This is a genomic window from Caballeronia sp. ATUFL_F1_KS4A (genome assembly GCF_023630905.1).
GTDB lineage: Bacteria > Pseudomonadota > Gammaproteobacteria > Burkholderiales > Burkholderiaceae > Caballeronia > Caballeronia zhejiangensis.
Window position 1 is genome coordinate 1 of record NZ_JALQEB010000040.1, and the last position, 25,583, is coordinate 25,583.

At 63.4% G+C, this 25,583-nt stretch carries 24 protein-coding genes and 2 pseudogenes; 7 read left to right on the forward strand and 19 right to left on the reverse strand.

Annotated features, from left to right (window positions below):
• The 10 genes and pseudogenes from NCS03_RS27485 to NCS03_RS27530 all read right to left on the reverse strand — a co-directional run.
• Nucleotides 1–369: pseudogene (locus NCS03_RS27485) on the reverse strand (electron transfer flavoprotein subunit alpha/FixB family protein); the annotation flags it as partial.
• The gene (locus tag NCS03_RS27490) at nucleotides 369–1,118 is read right to left on the reverse strand and encodes an electron transfer flavoprotein subunit beta/FixA family protein (protein ID WP_250530220.1); all 750 of its coding nucleotides are present in this window, start codon (nucleotides 1,116–1,118) and stop codon (nucleotides 369–371) included. The gene NCS03_RS27490 and the pseudogene NCS03_RS27485, both read right to left, overlap by 1 nt.
• A 25-nt stretch (nucleotides 1,119–1,143) precedes the next feature.
• Nucleotides 1,144–1,938 carry an HpcH/HpaI aldolase/citrate lyase family protein gene (locus NCS03_RS27495; protein ID WP_250530221.1) on the reverse strand — a complete coding sequence of 265 codons (795 nt, stop codon included), beginning with the start codon at nucleotides 1,936–1,938 and terminating at the stop codon, nucleotides 1,144–1,146.
• Between the two features lie 19 nt (nucleotides 1,939–1,957).
• Complete coding sequence (locus NCS03_RS27500) at nucleotides 1,958–2,707, reverse strand: GntR family transcriptional regulator (RefSeq protein WP_051078976.1); 750 nt, start codon at nucleotides 2,705–2,707, stop codon at nucleotides 1,958–1,960.
• 71 nt (nucleotides 2,708–2,778) lie between these two features.
• The gene (locus NCS03_RS27505; RefSeq protein WP_008346888.1) at nucleotides 2,779–3,969 is read right to left on the reverse strand and encodes a CaiB/BaiF CoA transferase family protein; all 1,191 of its coding nucleotides are present in this window, start codon (nucleotides 3,967–3,969) and stop codon (nucleotides 2,779–2,781) included.
• The gene (locus tag NCS03_RS27510) at nucleotides 3,966–5,150 is read right to left on the reverse strand and encodes an acyl-CoA dehydrogenase family protein (RefSeq protein ID WP_008346890.1); all 1,185 of its coding nucleotides are present in this window, start codon (nucleotides 5,148–5,150) and stop codon (nucleotides 3,966–3,968) included. The genes NCS03_RS27505 and NCS03_RS27510 overlap by 4 nt, the downstream gene beginning before the upstream one ends.
• A gap of 27 nt (nucleotides 5,151–5,177) precedes the next feature.
• On the reverse strand, nucleotides 5,178–6,575 hold the full coding sequence (locus NCS03_RS27515) for an MmgE/PrpD family protein (RefSeq protein WP_250530222.1): 1,398 nt from the start codon (nucleotides 6,573–6,575) through the stop codon (nucleotides 5,178–5,180).
• Nucleotides 6,572–7,918, reverse strand: a complete 1,347-nt coding sequence (locus NCS03_RS27520) for an MFS transporter (RefSeq protein WP_008346894.1) — start codon at nucleotides 7,916–7,918, stop codon at nucleotides 6,572–6,574. Before NCS03_RS27520 ends, NCS03_RS27515 begins: the two co-directional genes overlap by 4 nt.
• A gap of 174 nt (nucleotides 7,919–8,092) precedes the next feature.
• Complete coding sequence (locus NCS03_RS27525) at nucleotides 8,093–8,596, reverse strand: MaoC family dehydratase (RefSeq protein ID WP_008346896.1); 504 nt, start codon at nucleotides 8,594–8,596, stop codon at nucleotides 8,093–8,095.
• Between the two features lie 99 nt (nucleotides 8,597–8,695).
• Nucleotides 8,696–9,106, reverse strand: coding sequence for a hypothetical protein (locus NCS03_RS27530; RefSeq protein WP_250530223.1), 411 nt, complete (start codon nucleotides 9,104–9,106; stop codon nucleotides 8,696–8,698).
• 193 nt (nucleotides 9,107–9,299) lie between these two features.
• Here NCS03_RS27530 and NCS03_RS27535 point away from each other — a divergent pair, with 193 nt between their 5' ends.
• The 3 genes from NCS03_RS27535 to NCS03_RS27545 all read left to right on the forward strand — a co-directional run bounded on the left by NCS03_RS27535 (nucleotide 9,300) and on the right by NCS03_RS27545 (nucleotide 12,749).
• The gene (locus NCS03_RS27535; RefSeq protein ID WP_175981507.1) at nucleotides 9,300–10,337 is read left to right on the forward strand and encodes an amino acid ABC transporter substrate-binding protein; all 1,038 of its coding nucleotides are present in this window, start codon (nucleotides 9,300–9,302) and stop codon (nucleotides 10,335–10,337) included.
• A gap of 18 nt (nucleotides 10,338–10,355) precedes the next feature.
• A complete protein-coding gene (locus tag NCS03_RS27540) occupies nucleotides 10,356–11,696 on the forward strand; it encodes an ArsB/NhaD family transporter (RefSeq protein WP_008346901.1) in 1,341 nt (446 codons plus the stop codon).
• A gap of 216 nt (nucleotides 11,697–11,912) precedes the next feature.
• On the forward strand, nucleotides 11,913–12,749 hold the full coding sequence (locus tag NCS03_RS27545; RefSeq protein WP_008346903.1) for a bifunctional allantoicase/(S)-ureidoglycine aminohydrolase: 837 nt from the start codon (nucleotides 11,913–11,915) through the stop codon (nucleotides 12,747–12,749).
• 3 nt (nucleotides 12,750–12,752) lie between these two features.
• On the opposite strand, the gene NCS03_RS27550 is transcribed toward NCS03_RS27545, so the two are convergent.
• Entirely contained in the window at nucleotides 12,753–13,952 is a 1,200-nt protein-coding gene (locus NCS03_RS27550) for an amidohydrolase family protein (RefSeq protein WP_008346905.1), read from the reverse strand.
• 113 nt (nucleotides 13,953–14,065) lie between these two features.
• Between NCS03_RS27550 and NCS03_RS27555 the strand changes: the two genes are divergently transcribed.
• Nucleotides 14,066–14,947, forward strand: a complete 882-nt coding sequence (locus NCS03_RS27555) for a LysR family transcriptional regulator (protein WP_250530224.1) — start codon at nucleotides 14,066–14,068, stop codon at nucleotides 14,945–14,947.
• Between the two features lie 46 nt (nucleotides 14,948–14,993).
• Here NCS03_RS27555 and NCS03_RS27560 read toward each other — a convergent pair whose 3' ends face one another.
• Both NCS03_RS27560 and NCS03_RS27565 read right to left on the reverse strand, forming a co-directional pair.
• A complete protein-coding gene (locus NCS03_RS27560; protein WP_008346907.1) occupies nucleotides 14,994–15,923 on the reverse strand; it encodes a LysR family transcriptional regulator in 930 nt (309 codons plus the stop codon).
• Between the two features lie 57 nt (nucleotides 15,924–15,980).
• The gene (locus NCS03_RS27565) at nucleotides 15,981–17,228 is read right to left on the reverse strand and encodes an MFS transporter (protein WP_008346909.1); all 1,248 of its coding nucleotides are present in this window, start codon (nucleotides 17,226–17,228) and stop codon (nucleotides 15,981–15,983) included.
• 238 nt (nucleotides 17,229–17,466) lie between these two features.
• On the opposite strand from NCS03_RS27565, the gene NCS03_RS27570 reads away from it, so the two are divergent.
• Nucleotides 17,467–17,763: a DUF4148 domain-containing protein gene (locus NCS03_RS27570; protein WP_175981500.1), complete on the forward strand. Its 297-nt coding sequence runs from the start codon at nucleotides 17,467–17,469 to the stop codon at nucleotides 17,761–17,763.
• Between the two features lie 50 nt (nucleotides 17,764–17,813).
• Nucleotides 17,814–18,212, forward strand: coding sequence for an FKBP-type peptidyl-prolyl cis-trans isomerase (locus NCS03_RS27575; protein ID WP_008346914.1), 399 nt, complete (start codon nucleotides 17,814–17,816; stop codon nucleotides 18,210–18,212).
• Nucleotides 18,213–18,248: 36 nt separating this feature from the next.
• Here the strand turns inward: NCS03_RS27575 and NCS03_RS27580 are convergent.
• Together NCS03_RS27580 and NCS03_RS31370 are read right to left on the reverse strand one after the other, a co-directional pair.
• Nucleotides 18,249–18,959, reverse strand: a pseudogene (locus NCS03_RS27580) (GNAT family N-acetyltransferase); the annotation flags it as partial.
• Nucleotides 18,943–19,419, reverse strand: a complete 477-nt coding sequence (locus NCS03_RS31370) for a hypothetical protein (RefSeq protein ID WP_502801548.1) — start codon at nucleotides 19,417–19,419, stop codon at nucleotides 18,943–18,945. The gene NCS03_RS31370 and the pseudogene NCS03_RS27580, both read right to left, overlap by 17 nt.
• Between NCS03_RS31370 and NCS03_RS27590 the strand changes: the two genes are divergently transcribed.
• Nucleotides 19,412–19,858 (forward strand): SRPBCC family protein, encoded by a 447-nt coding sequence (locus NCS03_RS27590; protein WP_250530258.1) that lies wholly within the window; start codon nucleotides 19,412–19,414, stop codon nucleotides 19,856–19,858. The two genes, NCS03_RS31370 and NCS03_RS27590, sit on opposite strands and share 8 nt — an antisense overlap.
• A 72-nt stretch (nucleotides 19,859–19,930) precedes the next feature.
• Here NCS03_RS27590 and NCS03_RS27595 read toward each other — a convergent pair whose 3' ends face one another.
• The 4 genes from NCS03_RS27595 to NCS03_RS27610 all read right to left on the reverse strand — a co-directional run bounded on the left by NCS03_RS27595 (nucleotide 19,931) and on the right by NCS03_RS27610 (nucleotide 25,433).
• On the reverse strand, nucleotides 19,931–21,511 hold the full coding sequence (locus NCS03_RS27595) for an isocitrate lyase (protein ID WP_008346921.1): 1,581 nt from the start codon (nucleotides 21,509–21,511) through the stop codon (nucleotides 19,931–19,933).
• A gap of 270 nt (nucleotides 21,512–21,781) precedes the next feature.
• Nucleotides 21,782–22,591 carry a DeoR/GlpR family DNA-binding transcription regulator gene (locus NCS03_RS27600; protein WP_008346923.1) on the reverse strand — a complete coding sequence of 270 codons (810 nt, stop codon included), beginning with the start codon at nucleotides 22,589–22,591 and terminating at the stop codon, nucleotides 21,782–21,784.
• Nucleotides 22,592–22,645: 54 nt separating this feature from the next.
• Nucleotides 22,646–23,995, reverse strand: coding sequence for a GntT/GntP/DsdX family permease (locus NCS03_RS27605; protein ID WP_033537184.1), 1,350 nt, complete (start codon nucleotides 23,993–23,995; stop codon nucleotides 22,646–22,648).
• A 58-nt stretch (nucleotides 23,996–24,053) separates the two neighbouring features.
• A complete protein-coding gene (locus NCS03_RS27610; RefSeq protein WP_008346927.1) occupies nucleotides 24,054–25,433 on the reverse strand; it encodes a homoserine dehydrogenase NAD-binding protein in 1,380 nt (459 codons plus the stop codon).
• Nucleotides 25,434–25,583: the final 150 nt, after the last annotated feature.

Consider the following 25,583-nt stretch of genomic DNA (forward strand, 5'->3'; position numbering starts at 1 on the left):
GAAAGTATCGGCGCTATCGACGGCGGTGATGTCGCTGATTTGCGCGACATCCAAGTGTGCAGCGATACGCGGCGCGATGTTCTTACCGTACGCGGTCGCCGGAGCGAGGATGTGCGAATAATCCTTCGCGACGTTCAACACCGTAGCTTCGACGTTTTCCGCGAGGCCTTCAGCGAGTTGCGGCGCATCGGCGAGGAGCACTTTCGAAACGCCCGCGATCTTCGCCGCCGCATCCGCCGCGCCCTGCGCGTTCGAGCCCGCGATCAGCACATGCACATCGCCACCAATCTTCGATGCCGCTGCAACCGTGTTCAGCGTCGCTGCCTTGATCGACGCATTGTCGTGTTCTGCAATAACAAGAGTCGTCATCAGATCACCTTCGCTTCGTTCTTCAGTTTTTCGACCAGCGTCTTCACGTCGGGCACCGTGATGCCCGCGCTGCGCTTCGGCGGCTCGACGACTTTCAGCGTCTTCAGACGCGGCGTAACATCGACGTCAAGATCGGCAGGCGTCATCGTGCTTAAAGGCTTCTTCTTCGCCTTCATGATGTTGGGCAGCGTCACATAGCGCGGCTCGTTCAGGCGCAGGTCTGTCGTGATTACTGCGGGCAGCTTCAACAAAAGCGTCTCGGCGCCGCCATCGACCTCACGCGATACAGTCGCTTTACCATCGGCGATAACGACCTTCGATGCGAACGTCGCTTGCGGCAAACCCGCCAATGCAGCAAGCATCTGACCGGTCTGATTCGAATCGTCATCGATAGCCTGCTTGCCGAGGATCACGAGTTCAGGCTTCTCCTGATCGACCAATGCCTTCAACAGCTTCGCCACCGCCAACGGCTGCAATTCCTCTGCGCTTTCGATCAGCACAGCGCGATCCGCACCGATAGCCAACGCCGTCCGCAACGTCTCCTGACATTGCGTAACACCACACGACACAGCGATCACTTCCGTAGCGACGCCCGCTTCCTTCAATCGCACCGCTTCCTCAACAGCGATTTCATCGAACGGGTTCATCGACATCTTCACGTTCGCGATATCGACACCCGTGTTGTCCGATTTCACGCGGACCTTCACGTTGTAATCGACGACGCGCTTCACTGGAACCAATACCTTCATTCGCTTGCTCTCCGTTGAACCGCGTTCACGCGGCTTGAATTCTTCGCGCGCGATCGACGATCGGCTTGTCGACCAGTTTCCCGTCCACCGAGATCGCGCCGCGCGGATTCGCTTCCAGCGCAGCGAGCACGCGTGCCGCCCATTCGCGTTCGGCGGCGCTCGGTGCGAAGCCGTCATTCACGGCGTCCACCTGCTTCGGATGAATGCATAGCTTGCCGCCGAAACCGAAGCGGCGCGCATCGAGCACGTCGGCGTTGATCGCGTCGAGGTCGCTCGTCGCGAGCGTTACGCCATCGATCGGCGGCGGCAGGCCCGCAAACCGCGACTCGATGACAAACTGCGAACGCACATAGTCCAGTTCGCGCCCGGTGCCGTCGATGCCCGCGTCCACGCCGAAATCGAACGAGCCGAACGCGAGCCGCGCAACGCGCCCGCATTGCGCGATCTCGCGCATACGCACCACGCCCGCAACGCTCTCAACCAGCGCGATCAACTCGACGTCATCGGCGCAACGTGCCGCGATATCCGCGAGTTGCGCCGCATCTTCGGCCTTCGGCACCATCACGGCGCGCACGTTCGCCGCGCGAATCATCGCGACGTCTTCTTCGTGCCATGGCGTACCGAAAGCGTTGACGCGAATCACGACGCGCTCATGCGTCTCACGTAACCAATGCGCGATCTGCGCGCGAGCTTGCGCCTTGGCATCGACGGCCACGGCATCTTCCAGATCGATGACCACGCGATGCGCGTGCGTCGCCAATGCCTTGTCGAACCGTTCCGGACGATCGCCCGGAACGAACAGAAAACTGCGTGCAATCATGCGGATTTCCTCGAATGCGTCAGGTGCCGCTCCAGCCGCGCTGGAACGTCTCCGAATAACTGAAGCGGTCGGCGGGATGAATGCTGACCGCCGCTTCGACGATCTCGCCGCGCTTGTTGAAGTAGCGGCGCGACAGCCATAGCGCGGGCGAACGCGCCTTCGCGTTGACGAGACGCGCGATGTTCGCGGGCAGCGCCACCGCGCGAATCTCCTGCTCCACGCGCGCGATCTGCTCGCCGAACTGACGCTCGATCATCGTGAAGATCGGCGTGTGTGGATCATCCTCGATGCCTGTCAGCGAACGAAACGCCGGCTGGATATAGACCTCGGTATGACAGATCGGATCGACGCTCTCCGGCGAACGACGAATGCCTTCGAGACGCAACCACGTTTCGCCGGGCTTCGCCTGCAACATCTTGCAGAGCGACGCATCGCTCACTTCGACGGTCTCTTTTTTCAGGACCTCGAGCGCGGTATCGGCGGAATAGCGATGCAGGTCGCTCAACTGCTGCATGACCTGCCGATAGCTGCCTTCCGAATTCACGGCCTTGACGGTCGTGCCGATGCCGGCCTGCCGCACGACCATGCCGAGCTGCACGAGCTGCTTGACTGCCTCGCGCACGGTCGAGCGGCTCGCGCCGAACTGCTCGCAGAGTTCGAATTCGGTGGGAATGGTGGAGCCCACCGGAAAGCGCCCGCTCTGTATTTCGTTGATGAGCGTCTGCGCCAATTGCAGATAGCGCGGCTGCTGACCGAGCACGTTGACCATCTTTTGCACGCACGATGAAGGATTGACGGAGGGATCCGCCTGTCGCGCGACATCATCCGGTGCGAGCATCGTCATTGCACCGCACCGCTCTCGCGCAACCGGGCGATCCGACCAGCATCGTAACCGAGTTCGGCGAAAAGCCTCGCGTTGTCCTGTCCCAGTTCGGGCGCCGAACGCGCGGGCAAGGTCTCGTTCACGCGAACCGGCGCCGCCACGTTGCGCACCTTGCCGAAGCGCGGATGCTCCGCTTCGGTCACGCCTTGCCGCTCCGCGACGAACGGATTGTCGAGCGCCTGCTTGATGTCGTACACCGGCGCGGCGGGCACGCGTCCGCCCAGACGTGCGAGCCATTCGGCGGTCGTCGCGCGCGAAAGCGCCGCATCGAGTTCCTGTTCGACGAGATCGCGATTCGCGAGCCGCGCCTTGAAATTGCAGAAGCGTTCATCGGTGATCCACGAAGGCTTGTCGAGTATCTCCGCCAGCACGCCCCAGAACTTTTCCTTGTTGCACATCAGGAAGATCCAGCCGTCCTTCGTCTTGTACAGCTGGCTCGGCGTCAGCGACGGATGCGCGGAGCGCCGGTCCCGTCCTGTCACCGTGCCGCCGTTCAGATACCAAGTGCCGACATACGCGAGGTTATGCAGCGCGACATCGAAGAGACTCGTGTCCATGTCGCGGCCGATGCCCGTCGTGCGCGCCTGCACGAGACCCGCGAGCAGCGCCATCGCGGCGGTGGTGCCCGTCATCAGATCGATGATCGACAGACCGAAGCGCGCCGGCGGACTGTCCGGCTCGCCAGTGACCGAGAGATAACCCGCTTCCGCCTGCATCAGATAGTCGTAGCCGGGCCACGATGCGCGGCTGCCGGTGCGTCCATATGCCGACAAATGCGCGCATACGATAGCCGGATTCGCGTCCTTCAACTGATCGTAAGTGAGACCCAGCTTCACGGGCAGATCGCCGCGCAGATTGTTGAAGACGGCATCGCTCGACTTGACGAGATCGAGCAGCACGTCGCGCCCTTCGGGCTTCTTCAGATCGAGCGTCAGACTGCACTTGTTGCGATTGAACGCTTCGAAGAAGTGGCTATCGCCTTCGCCGAAAAAATGCGGTCCCACGTTGCGGCCCACATCGCCGCCTTCGCGGAAGTTTTCGATCTTGATGACTTCCGCGCCGAGATCGGCGAGATGTTGGGTCGCGAACGGACCTGCGCCGTATTGTTCTATGGCGACGATGCGTACGCCGGAAAGAGGCAGGCTCATGCAGGGTTCCTCGCAATCAGCATCTTGGCGATGATCAGGCGTTGCATCTCGTTGGTGCCTTCGCCGATGGTCAGAAGCGGCGCATCGCGATACAGCCGCTCGACGTTGTATTCCTTCGAATAGCCATACGCGCCATGAATGCGCATTGCTTCCATGCTGTTCTCGACAGCCGCTTCGGTTGCGAAGTACTTCGCCATGCCCGCTTCCATGTCGCAGCGCAGACCTTTGTCGTATGCGCGCGCGGCCGAGTCCGTCAGAAGGCGCGCCGCTTCCACGCGCGTCGCCATTTCGCCGAGCTTGAGCGCAATCGCCTGATGCTCGCAGATCGGCTTGCCGAAGGTCTTGCGCTGCTGCGAATACGCGACCGCTTCATCGAGCGCGGCTTGCGCAACACCGACCCCGCGCGCGGCGACATTGATGCGGCCCAGCTCCAGCCCGCTCAGAATCTGCTTGAGGCCGAGCCCTTCCTGCCCGCCGATCACGCTCGACACCGGCACGCGAAAATCGGTGAACGTAAGCTCGCACGTATCGATGCCCTTATAGCCGAGCTTTTGCAACTGACGGCTCACTTCGAAGCCCGGTCCCTTCTCGACGATCAGAAGGCTCATGCCCTTGTGACGCGGCTGCGCTTCCGGATCGGTCTTCACGAGCAGCGCGAGGATGTTGCCGTACTTGCTGTTCGTGATCCACGTCTTGCTGCCGTTGACGACATAGTGATCGCCGTCGCGCCTCGCGACCGTGCGGATCGCCTGAAGGTCCGTGCCGCAATCCGGTTCGGTCAGGCCGATGCCGCCGCGCAGCTCGCCCGTCGCCATGCGCGGCAGGAACTCGCGCTTCTGCGCTTCGGTGCCGTTGCGCTGGATCGTCATCGCCATGATGAGATGCGAATTGATGATGCCGCTCACCGACATCCATACCGCGGAAATGCGATCGACGATCTTCGCGTACGTCGAAGTCGTGAGACCGAGGCCGCCGTACTCGGGCGAGATCAGACAGCCGAAGAGTCCCATGTCCTTCATCTTCTCGACGATCTCGTGCGGATACTCGTCCTTCGCATCGAGTTCGTGCACGTAGGGTTTCACTTCCGTCTTGAGGAAGCGGTCGAGCATGTCGAGAATGAGCGTCTCGTTCTCTTCGTAATTGCTCATGTCCTGCTGTTGATCGGCGTCGATGGTGGCCATTGCTTCTCCTGTATTCGTGTGTACGTCTTATGCGAGCGCTTGCGCAAGCGTGCGCGCCGGTCGCGTGTCGAGCGAGAGCACCGCTTCGCAGATGCGCTCGGCGGCATCGCGCGATACGTTGCGCTGCGCGTTGTCGAAGAACTTCGCGACGATGTCCTCATTCGTGAGCGGCCTGTCCGACGAGCCGCGATTGATCGACTCGCGATGCGTCAGCATGCGGCCGTCCCGCGTATGGACGATCACTTCGCCGGTGTAGTGACGCGGAAACGTCGAGTCCTGATCCGCTTCGTGCGTGACGCGGGCCGCGACGGCGCGCACGGTTTCATCGGCGAGCGCTTCGGCTTCGAGATCGTCGAGCGTGAAGCGGCCGCGCAACAACCCCGTCGCGACGATGTACGGAATGCTGAACTGCGCGTCATAGCTGTTCGACGGCCTTTGCTTCGGCGCGACCGGCTCGCACACGATGGGAATCGTCGGGCCGGGCACGCGCACGATCACACGCTCGATGTCGTCGGCTTGCAAACCATGTGCGCGATGAAGCGCGATGGCCGCATCCGACGAAGCATGCGTGAAGTGACACGCGGGAATCGGCTTCAACGCAACGCCGTCGATCTCCCATGTCTCGCCGAGGCCCGCCGTTGCGATATCGATATCGCCCGCTTCGAGCGGCGTCTTCATGTAAAGCGCATAGAGACCGAAGCGTCCTTCATAAGCCGCGCCCGGACCGATATAACCATGCTTCGCGAGCGTCGCCGAAGTCGCGCCCGCTACCGCCGCCCATCCCGGATGCAGACGCTTGGTCCACGCGCCGTCCTGCAGGAACTCGAGATTGCCCGATGCCATCGACAGCACGATGCCTTGCGCATGCCGCGCCGCTTCGACCGGCAGACCCAGAAGACGCGCCGCGCCGAGCGCGCATCCGAATGCGCCGACGAGTCCCGTCGGATGAAAGCCCGCGCGATGAAAGCCGCTCTTCGCCGCCGAGCCGACGCGCGTCGATACTTCCATCGCGCAGAGATACGCGGTGAGCAGATCCGCGCCGCTCGCGTTCTCGCGCTCCGCGAGATTGAACGCGACCGGAAACGCGCTCGCCGTCGAGTGGATCACGCCGCGTGCATGCGTGTCGTCGAAGTCGAGGCTGTGAATCAGAAGGCCGTTGAGCAGCATCGCATCGCGCAATGCGAGCTTCTGCGTGTGGCCGAACACCGTCGCTTCGCCGCTGCCGAGCTCCTGCATCGCGGCGAGCGTCGAGGTCGCGTACGGCAGTTTCAAGGTCGCATAAGCCAGGCCGATGCTGTCGAGAATCAGATGCTTCGCGCGCTCGCGCACGCTTTGCGGCACGTCGCTCAATTGCAGATGCGTCGAAAACGATGCAAGGCGTTGCGATACGGTTTGCGCCTGCTGCATGTCGTTGCGTGCGTTCATCGCGTGGCTCCCTGATGGTTGAGCGGCAGATCGTCTGCGTTGGCTTCTTCATCGGGCGAGACTTCTTCCAGCGAGAACTGGTTCGCGTCCACGCCGAGGCTCAGCACGGCGATCACGAGCAGGATCAGAACGCCCGCGACCATGCCGAGCACGCCGAACAGCCCGAGTTGCGCATACAGGATCACGGCGGCATACGACGTGAGCATCGACGCGATACGTCCGCACACGCCCGCCACGCCGGTGCCGCGCAGGCGCAGCGCGGTCGGGAAGAGCTCGGGCACGTAGCCGAAGAGACCCAGCGTGACGATGCCGAAGATGCAACTGACGAGCGTGAAGCCGACGATGGCGATCGCCGCGTTGGCCGTCATCTGCGGATAGACGAAGCCCAGCACGATCGCGATGACGCTATAGAACACGAGACCTTTCGCGCGTCCGAGGCGGTCGGCGGTGAGGTAGCCGAGCACTGCGCCGAACGGTGCGCCGAACGACATCAGCGTCGTGAAGCCGAGCGACGTGACAATATCGCGTCCTTCGTGGACGAAGAACGTCGGCAGCCACGCGACGAAGCCGTACACCGCGACGTTCACCGCGATCGCCGTCAATGCGGCCGTCAGCGTGCGTCCGATCATGCCGCGGCGAAACAGCGCCGACAGCGGCGCGCGCGGCACTTCGAGATTCTGCGTGCGCGCACAGTCGGGCAGCGGTCCCTTCTGATGCGCGACTTCGGCTTCGATCGCGCTCACGGTGTCCTCGGCTTCCTGCGTGCGTCCGACCGATTCGAGCCAGCGCGGCGATTCCGGCATGCGATGACGCAGCGCCCATACGATCACCGCGCCGATGCCCGCGATGCCGAACATCCAGCGCCAGCCGAGATGCGGAATCACCACGTAACCGACACTCGTCGCGAGCACGAGACCCGAATTGACGATGAGACCGAGCAGCGAAATCCAGCGTCCGCGATACGCGGGCGGAATGAACTCGCACAACGTGCCCGCCGCGACGACCAGCTCCGCGCCCAGCCCGATGCCCATGACGAAGCGCGCGCCGATCAGCCACTGGATATTCGGTGCGAACGCGGCGACGAAGGACATCAAACCGAAGAGCGCGAGATTGAACTGATACGACGAGCGGCGTCCGAAGCGATCGCCGAGATAGCCGGACAAGCCCGCGCCGATCACCATGCCAAAAAAGCCCGACGACACGAACAATGCGTTGAGCTGCATCGTCGAGAAACCCGCCTTGAGCATCGCGGCGGATACGCCGCCCGCGAGATAGACGTCGAACGCGTCGAGGCACGCGCCCGCGCTGATGAGGCCCAGAATCTTCCAGTGAAAACGCGACATCGGCAGCCGGTCCAGCCGGGCGCCCGAGCTAACGTAATGACTCACAGTTGTCTCCAGTACTGTGACGATGAACCGTCTCGCCGCCGTGCGCCGATGCATCGATGCAATCGAACGGTCTTGTATGCGAAACGGAAACGGGACGCCGGCGCGCGACAACGCCGGCGATATGTGCGGTCAGTCTTCGGCGGTGCCGTGGCCGCGCTTGGCGATCAGCGCGGTACGGATGAAATCCATGACGGGCTTGCCGTCCTGATTGAACGCGCGCGTGTGCACCGTGACGATGCCCTGCGTCGGGCGCGATTTCGATTCGCGCACTTCGAGCACTTCCGACTCCGCATAAAGCGTATCGCCCGCAAAAACAGGGCCCGTCAGGCGAATTTCCTTCCAGCCGAGATTGGCGATGGCCTTGCCGCTCACGTCGTTCACCGACATGCCGAGCACGATCGCGACCGTGAGGCCGCTGCTCACGAGAAGCTTGCCGAACTCGCTCTTCGAGGCGTGATGCGCGTCGCAGTGCATCGGATGAAAGTTCATCGTCAGCAGCGAGAACTGAATGTTGTCCGCGTCTGTGATCGTGCGGCCCGGGCGATGCTCGTATATATCGCCGACTGTGAAATCCTCCAGATAACGGCCGTAACTCGCCCGATATCGCTGCTTGCCTACTCTGTCCGAATGCATTGCGTCATGCCTCCTGTCTTAAACATCACTTTGTACGGACAAAGTATCAGGCGCAGCGCAGCCGACGTCAAGCAGGAATGGATTGCGGTAAACCCTCGCTTACTTAGCGGGGCTGGCGGGCGGCGGCGGCGGCGGCGGCGGGCACTGCATGTCCGCGCCTTTCGCGCCATCGAGATTCTTCAGCGATACGAGCAGCCTGCTTCCCGTATTCGCCGTGATGATGTGCCCGTAACTGACGGTCGGGATGAACTTGATATCGGGCGCGACGGCGACGGGCGGAGTCTGCGCGCCATCGACGGTCAGATCGAGTTCGACGGTGATCGAATCGATCGCCACGCCGTAGTTCTGCTTGCGCTCGGCCTGCGTCTTCCGGAAGTTGCACACGCCATCGAGGACGTTCTGGAGCGCCGTGGGTATGTCCACCGATTTGCCCGGCGGAATCGGCGGCGTGTTGCACGCGGCGAGAAGGATCGGCAACGCAAGAACCGGCAGCGAGACGAAGGCGCGCATCGAATTCTCCCAGCCCCTGGCGGGGCAACAGTATCCGGTAAATGACCGCTTGAACTGAATCCGTTTTCGTCTACAACCTTATTGTCACGTGTCTCTTCGAACGGGTAGAAACAAGCAATATCACACGCTCGCCTTTCGAGCATGAACTGCGTGGCAATACGCCGTGAACGGAAGTCTTCAACAAGAGAAGACGATGGCAAACGCATCGGGGAGATTCATCGCGATCGTCGGCGCCGTGCTGCTCGCGCTGCTGACATCGGGCGCGCCCGTCCTCGCGGCGGGATCGGACACGCTCGCGCAAGTCAAGGCGCGCGGCGTTCTGCGATGCGGCGTCAGCGACGGCATCGCGGGCTTTTCACAGCAGGATGCGTCCGGGCACTGGTCGGGCATCGACGCGGACTTCTGCCGCGCGGTGGCCGCCGCGACGCTCGGCGACGCGAACAAGGTCGCCTTCGTTCCACTCAGGACGTCCGCGCGTTTTCCGGCGCTCAGGACGGGCCGCGTCGATCTGCTCGCGCGCAACACGACCTGGACGCTGCTGCGCGAAGGCACGCTCGCCGTGCAGTTCGCGGGCGTGCTGTTCTATGACGCTCAGGCGTTCATGGTGCCGGCGAAGAGCGGCATTCGCACGCTCGCGTCGCTCAGGGGCGCCACGGTCTGCGTGCAACGCGAGACCACGAGCGAAAGCAATCTCGCCGGCTATTCGAATGCGAACGCGCTCGACCTGAAGCCGCTCGTGCTCGGCTCGGTGACGGAACTGGAGCACGCGTTCGTCTCCGGCCGATGCGGCGCCGTGACCGCCGATACCTCCCTGCTCGCCACGCTGCGCAGCCGCGCGCCGGGCGGCCCGTCGTCCATGACGATCCTGACCGAGCGAATCTCGAAGCAGCCGCACGCGCCCGCCGTGCGCGGCGACGATGACCGCTGGCTCGTCATCGTCCGCTGGGTGCTCTTCACGCTCATCACCGCCGAAGAAGTCGGCGTGACGCGGAGCAACGAAGCGGAGCGCGTCCGCGATCCGATCGTGGCCCGCGCGCTCGTGCCGGATGCGAGCGTCACCGCGACGCTCGGCATCGACCCCGGCTGGACGATTCGTGCGCTGAAAAGCGCCGGCAATTACGGAGAAATGTTCGACCGCAATCTCGGCACCGGAAGTCCGCTCAAACTCGAACGCGGACTGAACGAACTCTACCGACGCGGCGGCCTGATGTACGCGCCGCCGATGCAATAGCGCCCGCACGAGCCCATCATGAGCGATTGGCAAATCTATCTCGTAGTCGGCGTGTTCTCGGCGGTGATCCTCGTGATCGCCTTCGATCTGATCGACATGGCCGTCGCCGCGCTCGTCGGTGCAAGCGTGCTGATCGCGCTCGGCATCATCGACGAGCAGGATCTGATCGCGACCGCGCGCACCGCGGCAGGACCGATCAGCCTGCTGTTCGGCGGCATGATCGTCGCGCGGATTCTTTCGACGACGGGTCTCTTCGATCTCGTCGGCGAATACTATCTGCGCGCGACGGCGGGCAGCGGCAAGCGCTTCCTGCTTCTCTTGATCGTGATCGTCGCGCCGCTATGCGCCTTGCTTCCCAACGCGACGACGGTGATCCTGCTCGCGCCGATCATCGTTCGCGTCGCGCGCGCGCTCGAACTCGATATCGTGCCGCCGCTGATCCTCACCGCCCTGCTCAGCAACGCCGCCGGCCTGCTGACGCTCGTCGGCGATCCGGCGACGTTTCTCGTCGGCAGTTCGATCGGCATGAGCTTCGGCGAGTATCTGCGGCGCGCGAGCCTCGGTGGTCTGCTCGCGATCATCGTCGTGATTCCGCTCTTGCCGATCCTCATGCGCGGCATCTGGCGCAGCGTCACGCCGCTACCGCCGCGCAGCCCGGGAACGAAGCTCAAGCGGCCCGTGTACGCGGCGCTCGCCGTCGTCGTGCTCGCGCTGATGATGGTCCTCTTCGTGCTCGGCGAAGAGTTGCCGACGCGCATCGTGCCACCCGTCGTCGCCGTGATCGCGAGTGCGCTCGCGCTGCTCGTCGCGTATGCGTTCAGGGTCGAGCCGACCGATCGCGTGCTGCGCGACGTCGACTGGAAGACGCTGCTGTTCCTCACCTGCATTTTCTGTCTCGTGCAGGGCATGGCCAAGACGGGACTGCTGCAAGTCATGTCGCTCAAGCTGTATGAAGTGTTCGGCACGCGACTCGCGCTCGTCGCGCTCGCGATGATCGGCGGCATCGGCCTGCTCTCTTCCGTGCTCGCGAACGTGCCGGTCGCGGCTGCGTCGATCGTGATGGTCAAGGGCTATCTCGTCACGGCGGAATTCGTGCCGGAGGCCGCGCTCTCCGACCAGTTCACGCAGTGGCCCGACGCGGTGATTCCGGTCTTCATCGGCATGATGTACGGCGCGACGCTCGGCGGCAACGCGACGCTCGTCGGCTCGGCGGCGAACATCGTGGCAGCGGGAATCTGCGCGCAGGAAGGCGCGCCGGTCAGCTTCGGGCGCTTTCTGCGCTATGGATTGCCGTTCACCTTATGTCAGCTTGCGATCACGGCGGTGTATGTGATCGTGCTCGGGCATGTTCTTCGCTGATCTTCGTAAGCGTCTGCATAAAGAATCGTTCGCCGGCCCATTCAGGAAATGGATACCCTGCATTCGAACATTTAATTTGTCGATAGCGCGCATCTCCGATATTTTGTATGTGTTCTGCCGGGTAAATTCGTCGCGCCTGTCATTCGCGTCCGGGAAAGCCGGACGACCAAGGCGTCGAAATCACGACGACGGCGTGAACCTAACGGAGACTTTCGTATGTCAAGCAACACGTACTACGCGCCGCACGGCGGTCATCCATCGCAGACCGAGCTGCTCACCGATCGCGCGATGTTCACTGAAGCGTATGCCGTCATTCCCAAAGGCGTGATGCGCGATATCGTCACGAGTCATCTGCCGTTCTGGGACAAGACGCGTCTCTGGGTGCTCGCGCGTCCGCTTACCGGATTCGCCGAGACGTTCTCGCAATACATCATGGAAGTGGCGCCGGGCGGCGGCAGCGAAAAGCCCGAACAGGACCCGAATGCCGAAGGCGTGCTGTTCGTCGTCGAAGGCGAGATCGAACTGACTTTGCAAGGCACCTTGCATGTTCTGAAGACAGGCGGGTATGCGTTCATTCCGCCCGGCACGAACTGGCAGTTGCGCAATCGTCATAAGGATGCGGCGCGTTTTCACTGGGTTCGCAAGCACTATGAAGCCGTCGATGGCGTGCCGCTTCCCGAAGCGTTCGTCACGAACGAGCAGGACATCGAGCCGATTCCGATGCCGGGCACCGAAGGCCGCTGGGTGACGACGCGTTTCGTCGATACCAGCGACATGCGTCACGACATGCACGTCAACATCGTTACGTTCCAGCCGGGCGGCGTGATTCCGTTCGCAGAAACGCACGTGATGGAGCACGGCCTGTATGTGCTCGAAGGCAAGGCGGTGTATCGGCTGAATCAGGACTGGGTCGAAGTCGAAGCCGGCGACTTCATGTGGCTGCGCGCATTCTGTCCGCAAGCCTGTTATGCGGGCGGACCGAGCCGCTTCCGCTATCTGCTGTACAAGGACGTGAACCGCCATATGAAGCTGACGCTCAACGCACCGCGTTGAGCGTCATGCGCGAGGCGGCGTCAGCACGCCGTCGCGCGCGACGATACGTCCGTTCGCAACGACGAGCTTGCGCACGGGCCGCGTCACGACCGCATGGGCGACGGTCTCGGCATCGACGAGCACGAGATCCGCGCGCGCGCCCACGCGCAGGCCGTAGTCCGCGAAACCGCAGCCGCGCGCTGCCGCATCGCTCACGCAATCGAACGCGATCGTGAGATCGTCGTCGCGCCGCAAGTCGTAGCGCATGCCGATCAGCATCGCGCGTTCGAGCATGTCGGGCACGCCGTACGGCGTCCATGTATCGCGGATGCCGTCGTTGCCGCCGAACATCGTGATGCCCTTCTCGCGGCATAGCTTGAGCGGCGGCACCGTGCACGAAGGCGGCGCGCTCGTCAGCAGCGCCACGCGCAAATCAGCGATGCGATCGAGCAGCACATCGCGCTCGCGCTCCGGCAGCGCGCCAAGACAAAAGCCGTGACTGACGACGACCTGTCCCTGCATGCCCGACGCTTGCACGCGATCCAGCAGCAGTTTCAGCGTGAACGCGCCGATCTCGCCCGGTTCGTGCAGATGGATGTCGATCGGCTTGCGATAGCGTTGCGCGAGCGCCAAGGTCGCGTTCAACGATGCGACCGGATCGCCGTCGATCAACGCGGGATCGAGCGCGCCGAGCACATCGGCGCCTTCTGCGAGCGCTTCGCCGAGCAGCTCGACGGTGCCCGGACGAATCAGCATGCCCGACTGCGGAAACGCGACGATCTGCATGTCGAGCGTATCGCGCATCGTCTGCCGTGTTGCGAGTACGCCTTCGAGATGGCGCAGGCGTGCGTCGGTGTCGATATCGACGTGCGTGCGCAGACGCGTCGTGCCCGCAGCCACGAATGCACGCGACAGCGCGAGCGATTGCGCGGCCGCATCGTGTCCCGATGTCCTGCGCCATTCGCGTTCGTTGCCGATGCGATCGGTGAGCAGCGGGCCGACTTCGTTGCGATACCACGGACGCCCCCAGTTGCTCTTATCGACATGCGTATGACCTTCGACGAAGCCCGGCAGCAGCAACGCGCCGCCGCCGTCTTCGATCTGCGCATCGCGTGGGGCGGCGGCATCTGCGCCGAGCGCGTCGATACGACCATCGACGATGGATACGGAAACCTGTTGGCCATCGGCCAGGCGGACATTGCAGAGATAGAGAGAACGAGTCATGTCGGCGATATCGGTAAGCGGACGCACTGCCCTACCGGAACACTATCACGCGATTGCCAGCGCCCTTCGCGCGTGATAGAAGTCGATGTCCCATTCGAAGATCCATCGGGTCGATGAAACACCTTCCCAACGCACGCACGCCGCTGTTCGACCTCGACTTGCTGAAGGCCATCGTCATGGTGGCCGATTGCGGCACCTTCACCGCCGCATCCGCGCGGCTTCATTCGACGCAATCGACGATCAGCCAGAAGGTGCGCCGCCTCGAGGACATGGCGGGGCACAAGCTGCTGGAACGCGGCAGCGGCGATGTTCGCCCGACCGACGCCGGTGAAACCCTGCTCGCCTACGCGCGCCGCATGCTCGCGCTCAACGACGAAATGATCGAGGCGCTATCGGGCGCGAACGTCGGCGTGACGGTCCGGCTCGGCGTGCCGGAAGACTTCGTCGGCGGACCGACGACGCACATGCTCGCGGCCTTCAATCGCAAGCATCCGCAAGTGAAGCTCGAAGTGACGAGCGGACTGGTCCGCGATCTGAGCAACAGCTACGATCGCGGCGATCTCGATCTCGTCCTCGTGAAGCAGCGGCGCAATAGCCGCGAAGCCGTCGCGACATGGCCCGAGCAATTGCGATGGATCGACAGCGCGACGAATCCGGCGATTCAACTCGATCCGATTCCGCTCGTCGCGTTTCCGCCGCGCGGGCTGTATCGCGACGACATGACCCATGCGATCGAAAGCATCGGCCGACGCTGGCGGCTCGCGTTCATCTGTTCGAGTCTGAGCGGCATCCAGGCGGCCGTCGCCGATGGTCTGGGCATCAGCCTGCTTCCGGCGCGCGCCGTATCGCCGGATCACGTCGTGCTGACAGCGAAAAGCGGCTTGCCCGCCATCGAGACAATGGATATCGCGCTGCTGCATCACCCGACTGCCGATGCCGTTGTGAAGGAACTCGCGCGGGCCTTGTCGCGCATGTTCGGGCCGCAGCGTCGTTGAGCGCGTTGTTCAAGGGACGGGCGCGAAAGGACAGTTAGTTGCATGGCTAACTAACCCATCCTCGTTCGATGAGCGGCACGTCCCACGCCGGCTCCGGACCCAGCCGCTCGGCGAGAAATTCGACCAGCGCTTTCACCTTGAGCCCTTGCCGCTGCGTCGCGGGATAGACGGCTGCGAAGTTCATTGGAGAGAGCGCGTAGTCCGGCAGAATCGGCACGAGCGAGCCATTGAGCAGCGACGCGCTCGCGACGAGCGTCGGCAGGCACACCACGCCGCCGCCCGTCAGCGCGTAGTCGTGCAGCAAGTGCACTGAATTCGAACGCACGATGCCCGGCAGTTCTATTTCGACGACCTCGCTGCCGCGCGTCATCGTCCAGCGATTGCGCGACGGATAGCCCGAGTAAAGCGCCGTCCTGTGATCGAGCAGTTCGCGCGGATGCCGCGGCGCGCCATGTTCGTTCACGTAGGAAGGCGCGGCGCAAAAGAGCCGCCGGACGGTGAAGAGACGCCGCTCGATCAGCGATTCGGAGATCGCCGGAAAGATCTGGAACGCGACGTCGAAGCCCTCTTCGATCGGATCGACGACACGGTCGTTGACGATCACGTCGAGCTGGATGCCGGGATACCGTCGATTGAATTCGGCCAGCGATGCGCCGAAGTGACCGAGCGCGAAGCCCGGCAACATCTGAATGCGCAGCCGCCCGGTCGGTGTCGCGCGCAACTCGCGCATCTGGTCGGTCAGTTCGTTGACGCGCCCCACCACTTCCGCGCAGTCTCGATAGAACGCCTCGCCGACATCGGATAGCCTGACGTGCCGCGTGCTGCGATGAAACAGCGGCACATTGAGGAATTTCTCCAACTGCTGAATGCGCGTGGTGACGACCGAACTGGCGACGCCGAGCTGCCGCGCCGCTTCCGCGAAGCTGCTGGTCTCCGCCACGCGCACGAAGGCCTCTATGCTGAGAAAACGATCCATGCTGGTCCCTTTCGAGCGTGTCCAGCATGTCAGTGTATCCGCAGCGCGCGTATGCGCTTACTCGGGCTGCTCGCCTCCGACGAGCCCCACGCCGCGCGCTTTTCCGCGCACGCGGGCGGGCGCGGTCTCTTCGAGCAGCAGGCTCACGCCGATGCCCAGAATCACCGCGCAGATCGGGAGCCAGAGAATATTCTGGATTCCGAATCGTGTAGCGACGAAACCCGCGATCGCGGGCGCCACGCCGCCGCCGAAGATCTCGCCCGCGCCGACGACGATGCCGATCGCCGTCGACACCATGCCGATCGGCGCCGCTTCCGTCGCGACCGGCCCGGACAGCAGCGAAACGAGGCCGAGCGTGAAGAACGACGCCACGAACAGCACGATGAACAGAACGAGCGGCTGCGCCCCGACGCCGCGAAACACGTACAGCATGACGGCCGTGCCCGCGAAACCGGCGATGCTCGCAAGCCGCCGTCCGACGAGATCGGAGAGTCCCGGCAACGCGAACTGGCCGACGAATCCGCCAAAGCCAATCGCCGATACGACGATGCCCATGCGCTGCGTGTCGAGCGCGAGATAGTCGGTGAGGTAAAGCGGCAGCATCGCGCCGAGCACGAAGACGCCCGTCATCGCGCAGAAGAGCGCGACCATCGCGACGGGAATGTTGCGGCTCTTCAGCACGTCGCGCCAGTTGCCCTTCGCGGCCTGCTGTTGCGCAGGCGCCGACGCCGGTTCCCGAATCACGAAGAACATCAGCACGCCGAGTATCAAGCCGGGAATGGACACGAGCGCGAACACCCAGCGCCACGACACGACGTTGAGCAGTTGCGTCGCGATGATCGGCGAAAGCGCAAGCCCGAAGAGTGCGAATCCGCTTTGCTGCAGCCCGAGATTGAAGCCGCGCCGCTTCGGATGCGAGGCGTCGGCGGTCGCGGCGAAACTCGTCGGACAGAACGAGCCTTCGGCGACGCCCATCAGCGAGCGCACGGCGAGCAGGCTGGCGAGGCCGCCCGCGACACCCGAAAATCCGGATAGCAGCGAAAACGCGATGATCGCGGGAATCAGCACTTTGCGACGTCCGATCTTGTCGGAGATGCCGCCCATCAGCGCGGCGAACACGCCCCACGACAGCCCCAGTATGCCGATGCAGTTGCCGACATCCTGCGCGGTGAGATGCAGGTCCTTCATCATTGCCGGAAAGAGCGGCGCGATCAGCCATCGATCGAGGCCGACAAGGCCGAATCCGAGCGCAAGCAGCGTCACGGCCTTCCATTCGTAGGACGTATCCCACCGGTTCGAGGTCATCTTTGTCTCCTGAGTCAGAATCGCGCGCCGCGTGGTTGAAATGCGGCATCGTCGACGCAACAGAGGGTGACTCAGACGCGCTTCGAAAAGAACGGGCGAACCGCCGAATGCGTCGTTCGCGATTCGCAAACAATGGCGCGGCTGCAGCGCTCGCCGGGCTGCGCGAAGCAGTTCGAGCGGATTTCCGCTCAACTAGGGATACTTCCGATAGACGCCCCGAACCGGAGGAAAACGCAACATGAAAACACTATCGATGATCCCGGCGCTCGCCATTGCGCTCGCCGGTTGTGCCGCAGGCGGCTCGCAGCCAGGCGCGCCGAATCTGAGCGCTGCGCAATGCCGCGATCTCACCGCGCTCAGAAACCACGCGCCGCTGACGCGCGAGCGCAATCTGAGCGAACTGGCCGCGCTCGAACGAGCGGGCTACGATCCGTCGAAATTTTTCGACCCGTACTATCCCGACGATCTGCATGCGGCGCAGCGTCAGGTCGATATCTGGTACCGGACGGAATGCCCGGAGGCGCGGACGAATTGAGGCCAAAGGGCTGTCGATATAATGGCCCTTCCGTTCAACGAGGTTATCGCATGAAATCAGTCATCGCTCTGCTCGCCGCATCCGCCATCGCAACCACCGCGTTCGCCGCCAACACCACCGAGAAGCTGCCGTCGGGTGTCGTCGTCGAGCACCTCAAGCAAGGCACCGGCGCGCAACCCACCGCCGACGACACCGTGAGCGTCAACTATCGCGGCACGCTCGCCGACGGCACCGAATTCGACAGCTCGAGCAAGCACGGCGGCCCCGCGACCTTCCCGCTCAACCGCGTGATTCCGTGCTGGACGCAAGGCGTGCAGAAGATCAAGGTCGGCGGCAAGGCGAAGCTGACCTGCCCGGCCGCAACCGCCTACGGCAGCCGCGGCGTCGGCACGATTCCGCCGAACAGCGACCTGACGTTCGAAGTCGAACTGCTCGAGATCAAGAAGTAATCGACGCACGCGCAATCGCGGACGATGCGCTTTCTAAGCGGCCTCGTCCCGCAATTGCGCGAGCGATGCACGCTGCCTGCCGTTCACGTCGAAGTTATCGTCGGCGAGCCAGCGTTCGAAGCCGCGCCGGATGCGCGGCCAGTCCTTATCGATGATCGCGTACCACGCCGTATCGCGATTGCGTCCCTTGTAGACGATCGCCTGCCTGAAGATGCCTTCGAACTCGAAGCCGAGCCGAAGCGCCGTCTTGCGCGAAGGCGCGTTCAGGCTGTCGCACTTCCATTCGTAGCGCCTGTAGCCCAAATCGTCGAAAACATAGCGCATCAGCAGATATTGCGCTTCCGTCGATATGCGCGTCTGCTTGAGCAGGGGCGAGAACGTGACGCTGCCCATTTCGATGACGCCATGCACAGGCTCGATCCGCATCAGCGCGAGCGTGCCGACCGCCTTGCCGGTCGCCGAATCGATGACCGTGTAATGCAGCGGATCGGCGGACGCGGCGGCTTTCGCCAGATAGTCGCGAAAGGTTTCGAAATCCGCGAACGGCCCGACGAAAAGATAAGTCCAGTCGCTGCCGTCCGGCGCGCGGCCGTAGGCATCGAAGAGATCGGCCGCGTGGCGATCCAAGTCGAGCGGCTCGATGCGGCAATGCCTGCCGTCGATGCCGATGCGCGCCGGGCGCTCACGCGTTTTCCAGTCCGTTACCGCTTCGCCGATCGGCTGCTGATATTCATTGGTTCTCGTCATGCGTGAAGGCGCTCCGGTTGCGTGAAAGGGCAACTCGCAGTCTAAAAGCTCGCCCATCGAAAATCGAGCGATTCTGAAATTTCGGAATGCGGCGCGTGCCGCGAACCTCGCCTTCGGAAAACTTCGCGCATCTGTTCGATCCGCTCGTCACGACCAAGCCGCGCGGACACGGACCGGCCTCGGGCTCGCGATCACGTCGCCCATCGTCGACGGATTCGGCGCGCGGATCGCGGCTGTCAATCGCGAAGAAGGTGGCGCACAATTCACCATCGCATTCGTGGCGGCGAACGGCCGGAGCATCGACAGTGCATGAAAGCATGAACGTTTCGACGCGCTGGGCACGGTCATCGAGGAACTCAAACGCAAGGAGAAACGTGATGGTCGCAAGCAGAGAAAATGAGCCCGCCCGCACGAGCAACCGCACCGCATCGGAGCGCAAGTCCGAGCTCGAGATGGTCATCACGCGAATCTTCGACGCGCCGCCGCGGCTCGTGTTCGAAGCGTGGACCACGCCCGAGCTTTTCAGGCAATGGTGGGTGCCGAAGTCGAGCGGTGCGACCCTGCTCTCGTGCGAACAGGACGTGGGTGTCGGCGGGCGCTATCGGCTGGCGTTCGCTCATCCCGAGGCATCGGCGCCCATGGCGTTCTTCGGCAGATACCTCGACGTGGTTCCGGATGCGCGCCTCGTCTGGACCAACGAGGAAAGCGACGATGGCGCCGTCACGACCGTGACCCTCGAAGAGAAAGATGGCAAGACGCTGCTCGTGATGCACGAGCTGTATCCGTCGAAGGAAGCGCTCGACGTCGCCATCGAGGGAATGGACGAAGCAATGCCCGAAACGTTCGAGCAACTGGACGAATTCCTGATTCAGCGCGGCGCGTTCCCCGGTAGGTCTTGATGAACGCAAATATGGCCCGATCAGCGCAAGCCGATCGGGCCATTTGTCATTTCGCGTGAAGTACGAGCGCGATCAGAACTGGTTCATCGTGTTGTCTTTCCCCGCCGCCTTCAAAGCCGCTTCGCCGCTGAAATACTCCTTGTGATCGTCGCCGATGTCCGAGCCGGACATGTTCTGGTGCTTCACGCACGCGATGCCCTGACGGATTTCCTTGCGCTGCACGCCCGCCACATAACCCAGCATGCCCTGGTCGCCGAAGTATTCCTTGGCGAGATTGTCGGTCGACAGCGCGGCCGTGTGATACGTCGGCAGCGTGATCAGATGATGGAAGATGCCCGCTTCGCGCGACGCGTCGGCCTGGAAGGTGCGGATCTTTTCATCGGCGAGCTGCGCGAGTTCGGTCTGATCGTATTCCACGCTCATCAACTGGGCGCGGTCGTAGGCCGAAACATCCTTGCCCGCGGCCTTCATCGCGTCGTACGCCTGCTGGCGGAAGTTCAGCGTCCAGTTGAACGACGGGCTGTTGTTGTACACCAGCTTGGCGTTCGGAATGACCTTGCGGATCTCGCTGACCATGCCGCCGATCTGCGCGATATGCGGTTTCTCGGTTTCGATCCACAGCAGGTCGGCGCCGTTCTGCAGCGCGGTGACGCAATCCAGCACGCAGCGCGCCTCGCCCGAGCCGGCGCGGAACTGGAACAGGTTGCTCGGCAGGCGCTTGGGACGCAGCAGCTTGCCGTCACGCTTGATGATGACGTCGCCATTGCCCAGTTCGTCCGCCGTCAGTTCTTCGCAATCGAGGAACGAATTGTATTGATCGCCCAGGTCGCCCGGTGTGCGCGTCACGGCAATCTGCTTGGTGAGGCCCGCGCCGAGCGAATCGGTACGCGCCACGATGATGCCGTCGTCGACACCGAGTTCCAGGAACGCGTAACGGATCGCGCGAATCTTGGCGAGGAAATCCTCGTGCGGCACGGTGACTTTCCCGTCCTGGTGACCGCACTGCTTCTCGTCGGACACCTGATTTTCGATCTGGATGCAGCACGCGCCCGCTTCGATGAACTGCTTGGCAAGCAGGTACGTCGCTTCCGCGTTGCCGAAACCCGCGTCGATGTCGGCGATGATCGGCACGACGTGCGTCACGTGGTTGTCGATCTTTTCCTGAATGGCGGCCTTGGCAGCGCCTTCAGCCGCATCGAGCTGACGGAACAGGCCGCCGAGCTCACGCGCGTCGGCCTGGCGCAGGAACGTGTACAACTCGCGGATCAGCGCGCTGACCGAGGTTTTTTCGTGCATCGACTGATCCGGCAGCGGACCGAACTCGGAGCGCAGCGCGGCGACCATCCAGCCGGACAGATAAAGGTAACGGCGCTCGGTGCTGTTGAAGTGCTTCTTGATGGAGATCATCTTCTGCTGGCCGATGAATCCGTGCCAGCAACCGAGCGACTGCGTGTACTTCGACGGGTCAGCGTCGTAGGCGGCCATGTCGGCACGCATGATTTTCGCCGTGTACTTCGCGATGTCGAGGCCCGTCTTGAACTTGTTCTGCGCACGCATGCGCGCGGCATATTCGGGATTGATGGCACTCCACGCGCTGCCGTGATTCTCTTTCAAACCGGCAACTGCCTTGATGTCGTCTTGATACTGGGCCATGTGACTCTCCTAAGAACAAAGCGCGTTAGATGAATAGTCGAAGCGAAACCGCATGACTACATGGTAATGCCCTTTCTTCGCTGGCGAGCCAAGTCTTATATAAGACACAAGACAGTATTTATCGTTTCAAATCAACGAGATGGCCGATCGTTTTTGCGATGCAAAACACGCTTTCAAGCCGCGAAAAGTCAAAGCGCCGCACGCGCGACGCGTGTCCCGCGATGTGAAACGCGCTTTCGAAAAATGGATGCGTGCGGCGAGCCGCCGGGATCACTCGACCGCGGCCAGCGCCAGATCGATTCCCGATTGACGGATGCCCGTTGCGGCAGCCGGGGCGAGGCCATCGTCGGTGATGACCTGATCGAAGCTTTCGAGACTCGCTACCTTGTATAGCCCGACCGTGCCGTATTTCGAACTCGCGACCGTGAGCACGTTGCGCGAGGCGGCTTCCATCGCAGCGAGCTTGACTTCGACTTTCGGCGCGGAAGGCGTGGTCACGCCACGGCGCAAGTCCCACGAACTCGCCGAGATGAACGCGACGTCGAGCACGACCTGACGCAGCGTCGCCGCCGCGAGCGTGCCGACGCTCGAAAGGTTCCGGTGATCGAGCTGTCCGCCGATGTGTATGACGTTCACATGCGTCGCGCTGGCGAGTTCGCGCACGATCTGGAAGTCGTTGGTCACGACCGTCATGTCCGACAGCTCGACGATATGCGGCACGAACGACAGCATGGTCGTGCCGGCATCGAGATAGATCGACATGCCGGAGCGCAGACCTTCTGCGGCGCGGCGCGCGATGGCCTGCTTCTGCGGCTGTTCGACGACCGCCTTCGACTGATGGCTCGGCTCGCTGTTCAGATGACTCGCGATCCGCACGCCGCCCGGCACCGTATAGACGAATCCGGCTTCCTCGAGTGCGGCGATATCGCGCCGGACCGTCATGTGCGAACAGTTGAACGATTCCATCAGCTGATGCACCGACAGCACCTTGTCCCGGCGCAACTGGCGCAGCATGGCCTCGCGCCGCTGATCGGGAATCAGCGGGACATCGGATGCATCGGGTTTGGCCTGGCTCGACATGAGAAAACCTTCATTAAGCGCCCCGGCGCGCGGGCTCGCCGGGGGTCGCCTATCTTAGCCGATGAACATGTTGATGAGCAGCACCCCCGCGAGCCCGACCAGCGACTGCACGCACAGCATCAGCGTCCACGTCCGCAGGGTCTGCGAGACCGTCAGCTGGAAATACTCCTTGAAAAGCCAGAAGCCGGAGTCGTTCACATGCGACAGCATCACCGCGCCGGATGCGGTCGCGAGCACCATCAGTTCCGGCGAGACGCCCGGATGCGACATAAGCAGCGGCGCGACGATGCCCGAAGCCGCCACCGTCGCGACCGTCGCCGAGCCGACGCACACGCGCAGCAGCGCGGCGATCACCCATGCCAGCACGAGCGGGCTCACGGCCCAGCTCGCCGTGTGCGTGACGATGATGGTGTCCAGATGGATCGATGTAAGCATCTGCTTGAAGCCGCCGCCCGCGCCGAGAATCAGCAGGATCGCCGAGAGCGGCGCGATGCCCTTGCCGATCATCTTCTGCATGTCCGCGAGCGGGAATCGCGCCTTGATGCCGAGCGCGAAGAACGCGAAGATCACCGCGGCAAGCAGCGACAGGATCGGATCGTTGAGCGACTGGAAGAACACGTATTGCCCGGTGCCCTTCGTGCTGTAGTCCATCCCGACGGTGCCCGCGAGCATCAGTCCGGGCGGAATCAGCAGGCACAGCACGGACAGCGCGAGCGACACGTCGGTGGCGTTCTCCGCATCGGTGCGCGTGCCGCCCGGGCCCTTCGAAAGATCGGGCGCCGGGCCGAAGCTGCGTCGCGCGAACGCGGTGAAGAGCGGACCGGTAATCACCGCCGCCGGAATCGCGATGATGAGACCGTAAAGCAGCGTGAGGCCGGTGTTGGCGTGATACGCGGTCACGGCGAGCGTCGGCGCCGGATGCGGCGGCAGCAGACCGTGCGACACGTAAAGGCCGGCTGCGAGCGGCAAGCCGATATACAGCAGATGGCTGCCGGTGCGCCGCGCGATCGTATAGACGAGCGGCGCGAGCATGATGAAGCTCACGTCGAACAGATGCGGCATGCCGATCAAGAGCGCCGCCGCGCAGACCGTCCACGGCGCGAGCCACAACGGCCGCTTGCCGACGAACGCATTCGCGATGCGGTCCGCGCCGCCCGTGCCGATCATGATGCCGCCCAGCACCGCGCCCAGACCCACGACCGGCCCGGTGCGCGCCAGCGCGCCGCCGAAGCCCTTCGTGAAGCTGTCGATCGCGTGCTCCGGCGTCACGCCCGCCGCGAGCCCGAGTCCGAGCGCGACCAGCGTCAGCGCGATGAACGGACTCAGCCTGTATCGCGCGATCAAAACGATCAGCACGACAATCGCGATCACGGCCATCGTGATCGTCCCGAATTCTCCCCGCATGGTGTCCCCTTCCTGATTCAGTGTCGAATGATTTCGTCGTTATCGGAACGTGCGGCGCTCAGGCGCAGCCCGTCGTCCATGCGCTCAACAGCGCTTCGTCGGGGTTGTACAGATCGGCGATCGTGATGAGTTCGCCCGCCTTCACATCGCGTGCGAGCGTCGTGTGAGCCGCGAGATACAGCGGCGCGACATCGGCGGGGGCGTTCCTGCGATCGAGCAGCACGGCCTGCACGCCGGTCACGTCGTGATGATGGCCGCCCATGTGGAGCACCGTGCCCGCGGCGATATCCACGTTCGCGCGGCCCGCCAGCACGACGCATTGCGCCGGCTTCGCCGCGCCCGACGGACGCCCGTGCAGCACCGCGTCGAGCAGCGTGATCGGCGTCTCGACGCCCATGAAGTGATACGGCAGATACAGGCACGCGTAGCGGCCGTTGCGGCTCACGACGTGGCCCTTTTGCGCGAGCAGTTCCCACGTCGGCGCATCGAAGGTACGCACGACGACGAACACGCCGCCCGCGAAGCTCGCCTCGTCGGGACGGCGCAGCATGTTGAACACGTCGATGACGCCCGAGCGCGACAGCACGCCGCCGTCTTCGCGCAGCGCGTAGATGTCGGCAAGTTCGGTCGTGCGCGCGACCGGGTAATGCAGCAGTTCGACGTCGGATACGAGGTTCGTGTTCGTCGCGACGACGCTCATCTCGCAGTAATCCGCCGTCGCCGATGTCTTGCGGCCGCGCAGCGCTTCGCGGCGCGCGGCGAGCGTCGCGGGAATGTCGTCGCCGAGCGACATGAGGCCGGCGAGTTCCGGCGCTTCGAACGTCTGATCGAGCTGTGTGACCTTGCCGGTCGCATCGTCGAACACGAGGTCGTATTCGCTCGACTTGCCCGCCGCGACGACATCGAGCCCCAGCACGCGCGCCCACGTCACCCAGCCGATCAGGTTCGACGGCTGATCGCCGTCCGCCGTCGTGTAGACGACGCCCTGGCGCTGGGCGAGCCGCGCGAGCGACACGCCCGCGACCGAATCGACTTCCTTGCTCACCATCGCGACGTGGCGCTTTGCGATGAGCGCCGCGACCGCCACGCGATAGCCCACCGACGGATTGCCGGTCGCTTCGACGAGGATGTCGTACTGCGCCGAGGCGATCAGCGCGACGTCGGCGACGAGCGCGATCTTGCCGGCGTCGAGCGCGGCGACGCTCGCGGCATCGGCGCATTCGACGAGCGCGGCTTCATCGAAACCCAGCTCGATGCACATCGCGCGCAACCCGGCGACGTCGAGATCGCACAGGACCGCCGGAAAGAGGCGCGCCATCAGCCGCGTCTGCGCGAGCAGCGTGCGGGCGAAACCGCCCTTCGCGCCGGTCAGCGCGTAACGCACCGGCTGGCCCGCGTGCGCCGACGAAGCCGGGGAAAACAGAAGTTCGAAGTTCATCTTGGGATCCGCGCAAAAAAGCGTTGCCGACGCACGTTAGCCGGCGAACGGGGTGACAGGTCGCGGACACAGCCCGCGCCCAATGGAGCAGACGTTAACGCTCTTTATCATTACAGTCAATTTTTTTAACATCGATTAACACGGAACGTT

Bases quoted from the DNA above. Each gene is read 5' to 3' on its own strand.
- NCS03_RS27530 (WP_250530223.1), bottom strand. From the start codon at position 9,106: ATGCGCGCCTTCGTCTCGCTGCCGGTTCTTGCGTTGCCGATCCTTCTC.
- NCS03_RS27575 (WP_008346914.1), top strand. From the start codon at position 17,814: ATGAAATCAGTCATCGCTCTGCTCGCCGCATCCGCCATCGCAACCACC.
- NCS03_RS27570 (WP_175981500.1), top strand. From the start codon at position 17,467: ATGAAAACACTATCGATGATCCCGGCGCTCGCCATTGCGCTCGCCGGT.
- NCS03_RS27610 (WP_008346927.1), bottom strand. From the start codon at position 25,433: ATGAACTTCGAACTTCTGTTTTCCCCGGCTTCGTCGGCGCACGCGGGC.
- NCS03_RS27560 (WP_008346907.1), bottom strand. From the start codon at position 15,923: ATGGATCGTTTTCTCAGCATAGAGGCCTTCGTGCGCGTGGCGGAGACC.
- NCS03_RS27500 (WP_051078976.1), bottom strand. From the start codon at position 2,707: ATGGTCAACGTGCTCGGTCAGCAGCCGCGCTATCTGCAATTGGCGCAG.
- NCS03_RS27600 (WP_008346923.1), bottom strand. From the start codon at position 22,591: ATGTCGAGCCAGGCCAAACCCGATGCATCCGATGTCCCGCTGATTCCC.
- NCS03_RS27565 (WP_008346909.1), bottom strand. From the start codon at position 17,228: ATGACCTCGAACCGGTGGGATACGTCCTACGAATGGAAGGCCGTGACG.
- NCS03_RS27525 (WP_008346896.1), bottom strand. From the start codon at position 8,596: ATGCATTCGGACAGAGTAGGCAAGCAGCGATATCGGGCGAGTTACGGC.
- NCS03_RS27605 (WP_033537184.1), bottom strand. From the start codon at position 23,995: ATGCGGGGAGAATTCGGGACGATCACGATGGCCGTGATCGCGATTGTC.
- NCS03_RS27495 (WP_250530221.1), bottom strand. From the start codon at position 1,938: ATGATTGCACGCAGTTTTCTGTTCGTTCCGGGCGATCGTCCGGAACGG.
- NCS03_RS27520 (WP_008346894.1), bottom strand. From the start codon at position 7,918: ATGTCGCGTTTTCACTGGAAGATTCTGGGCCTCATCAGCGCGGGCGCG.
- NCS03_RS27505 (WP_008346888.1), bottom strand. From the start codon at position 3,969: ATGAGCCTGCCTCTTTCCGGCGTACGCATCGTCGCCATAGAACAATAC.
- NCS03_RS27595 (WP_008346921.1), bottom strand. From the start codon at position 21,511: ATGGCCCAGTATCAAGACGACATCAAGGCAGTTGCCGGTTTGAAAGAG.
- NCS03_RS27550 (WP_008346905.1), bottom strand. From the start codon at position 13,952: ATGACTCGTTCTCTCTATCTCTGCAATGTCCGCCTGGCCGATGGCCAA.
- NCS03_RS27515 (WP_250530222.1), bottom strand. From the start codon at position 6,575: ATGAACGCACGCAACGACATGCAGCAGGCGCAAACCGTATCGCAACGC.
- NCS03_RS27535 (WP_175981507.1), top strand. From the start codon at position 9,300: ATGGCAAACGCATCGGGGAGATTCATCGCGATCGTCGGCGCCGTGCTG.
- NCS03_RS27490 (WP_250530220.1), bottom strand. From the start codon at position 1,118: ATGAAGGTATTGGTTCCAGTGAAGCGCGTCGTCGATTACAACGTGAAG.
- NCS03_RS27540 (WP_008346901.1), top strand. From the start codon at position 10,356: ATGAGCGATTGGCAAATCTATCTCGTAGTCGGCGTGTTCTCGGCGGTG.
- NCS03_RS27510 (WP_008346890.1), bottom strand. From the start codon at position 5,150: ATGGCCACCATCGACGCCGATCAACAGCAGGACATGAGCAATTACGAA.
- NCS03_RS27555 (WP_250530224.1), top strand. From the start codon at position 14,066: ATGAAACACCTTCCCAACGCACGCACGCCGCTGTTCGACCTCGACTTG.
- NCS03_RS31370 (WP_502801548.1), bottom strand. From the start codon at position 19,419: ATGACCATCTCGAGCTCGGACTTGCGCTCCGATGCGGTGCGGTTGCTC.
- NCS03_RS27545 (WP_008346903.1), top strand. From the start codon at position 11,913: ATGTCAAGCAACACGTACTACGCGCCGCACGGCGGTCATCCATCGCAG.
- NCS03_RS27590 (WP_250530258.1), top strand. From the start codon at position 19,412: ATGGTCATCACGCGAATCTTCGACGCGCCGCCGCGGCTCGTGTTCGAA.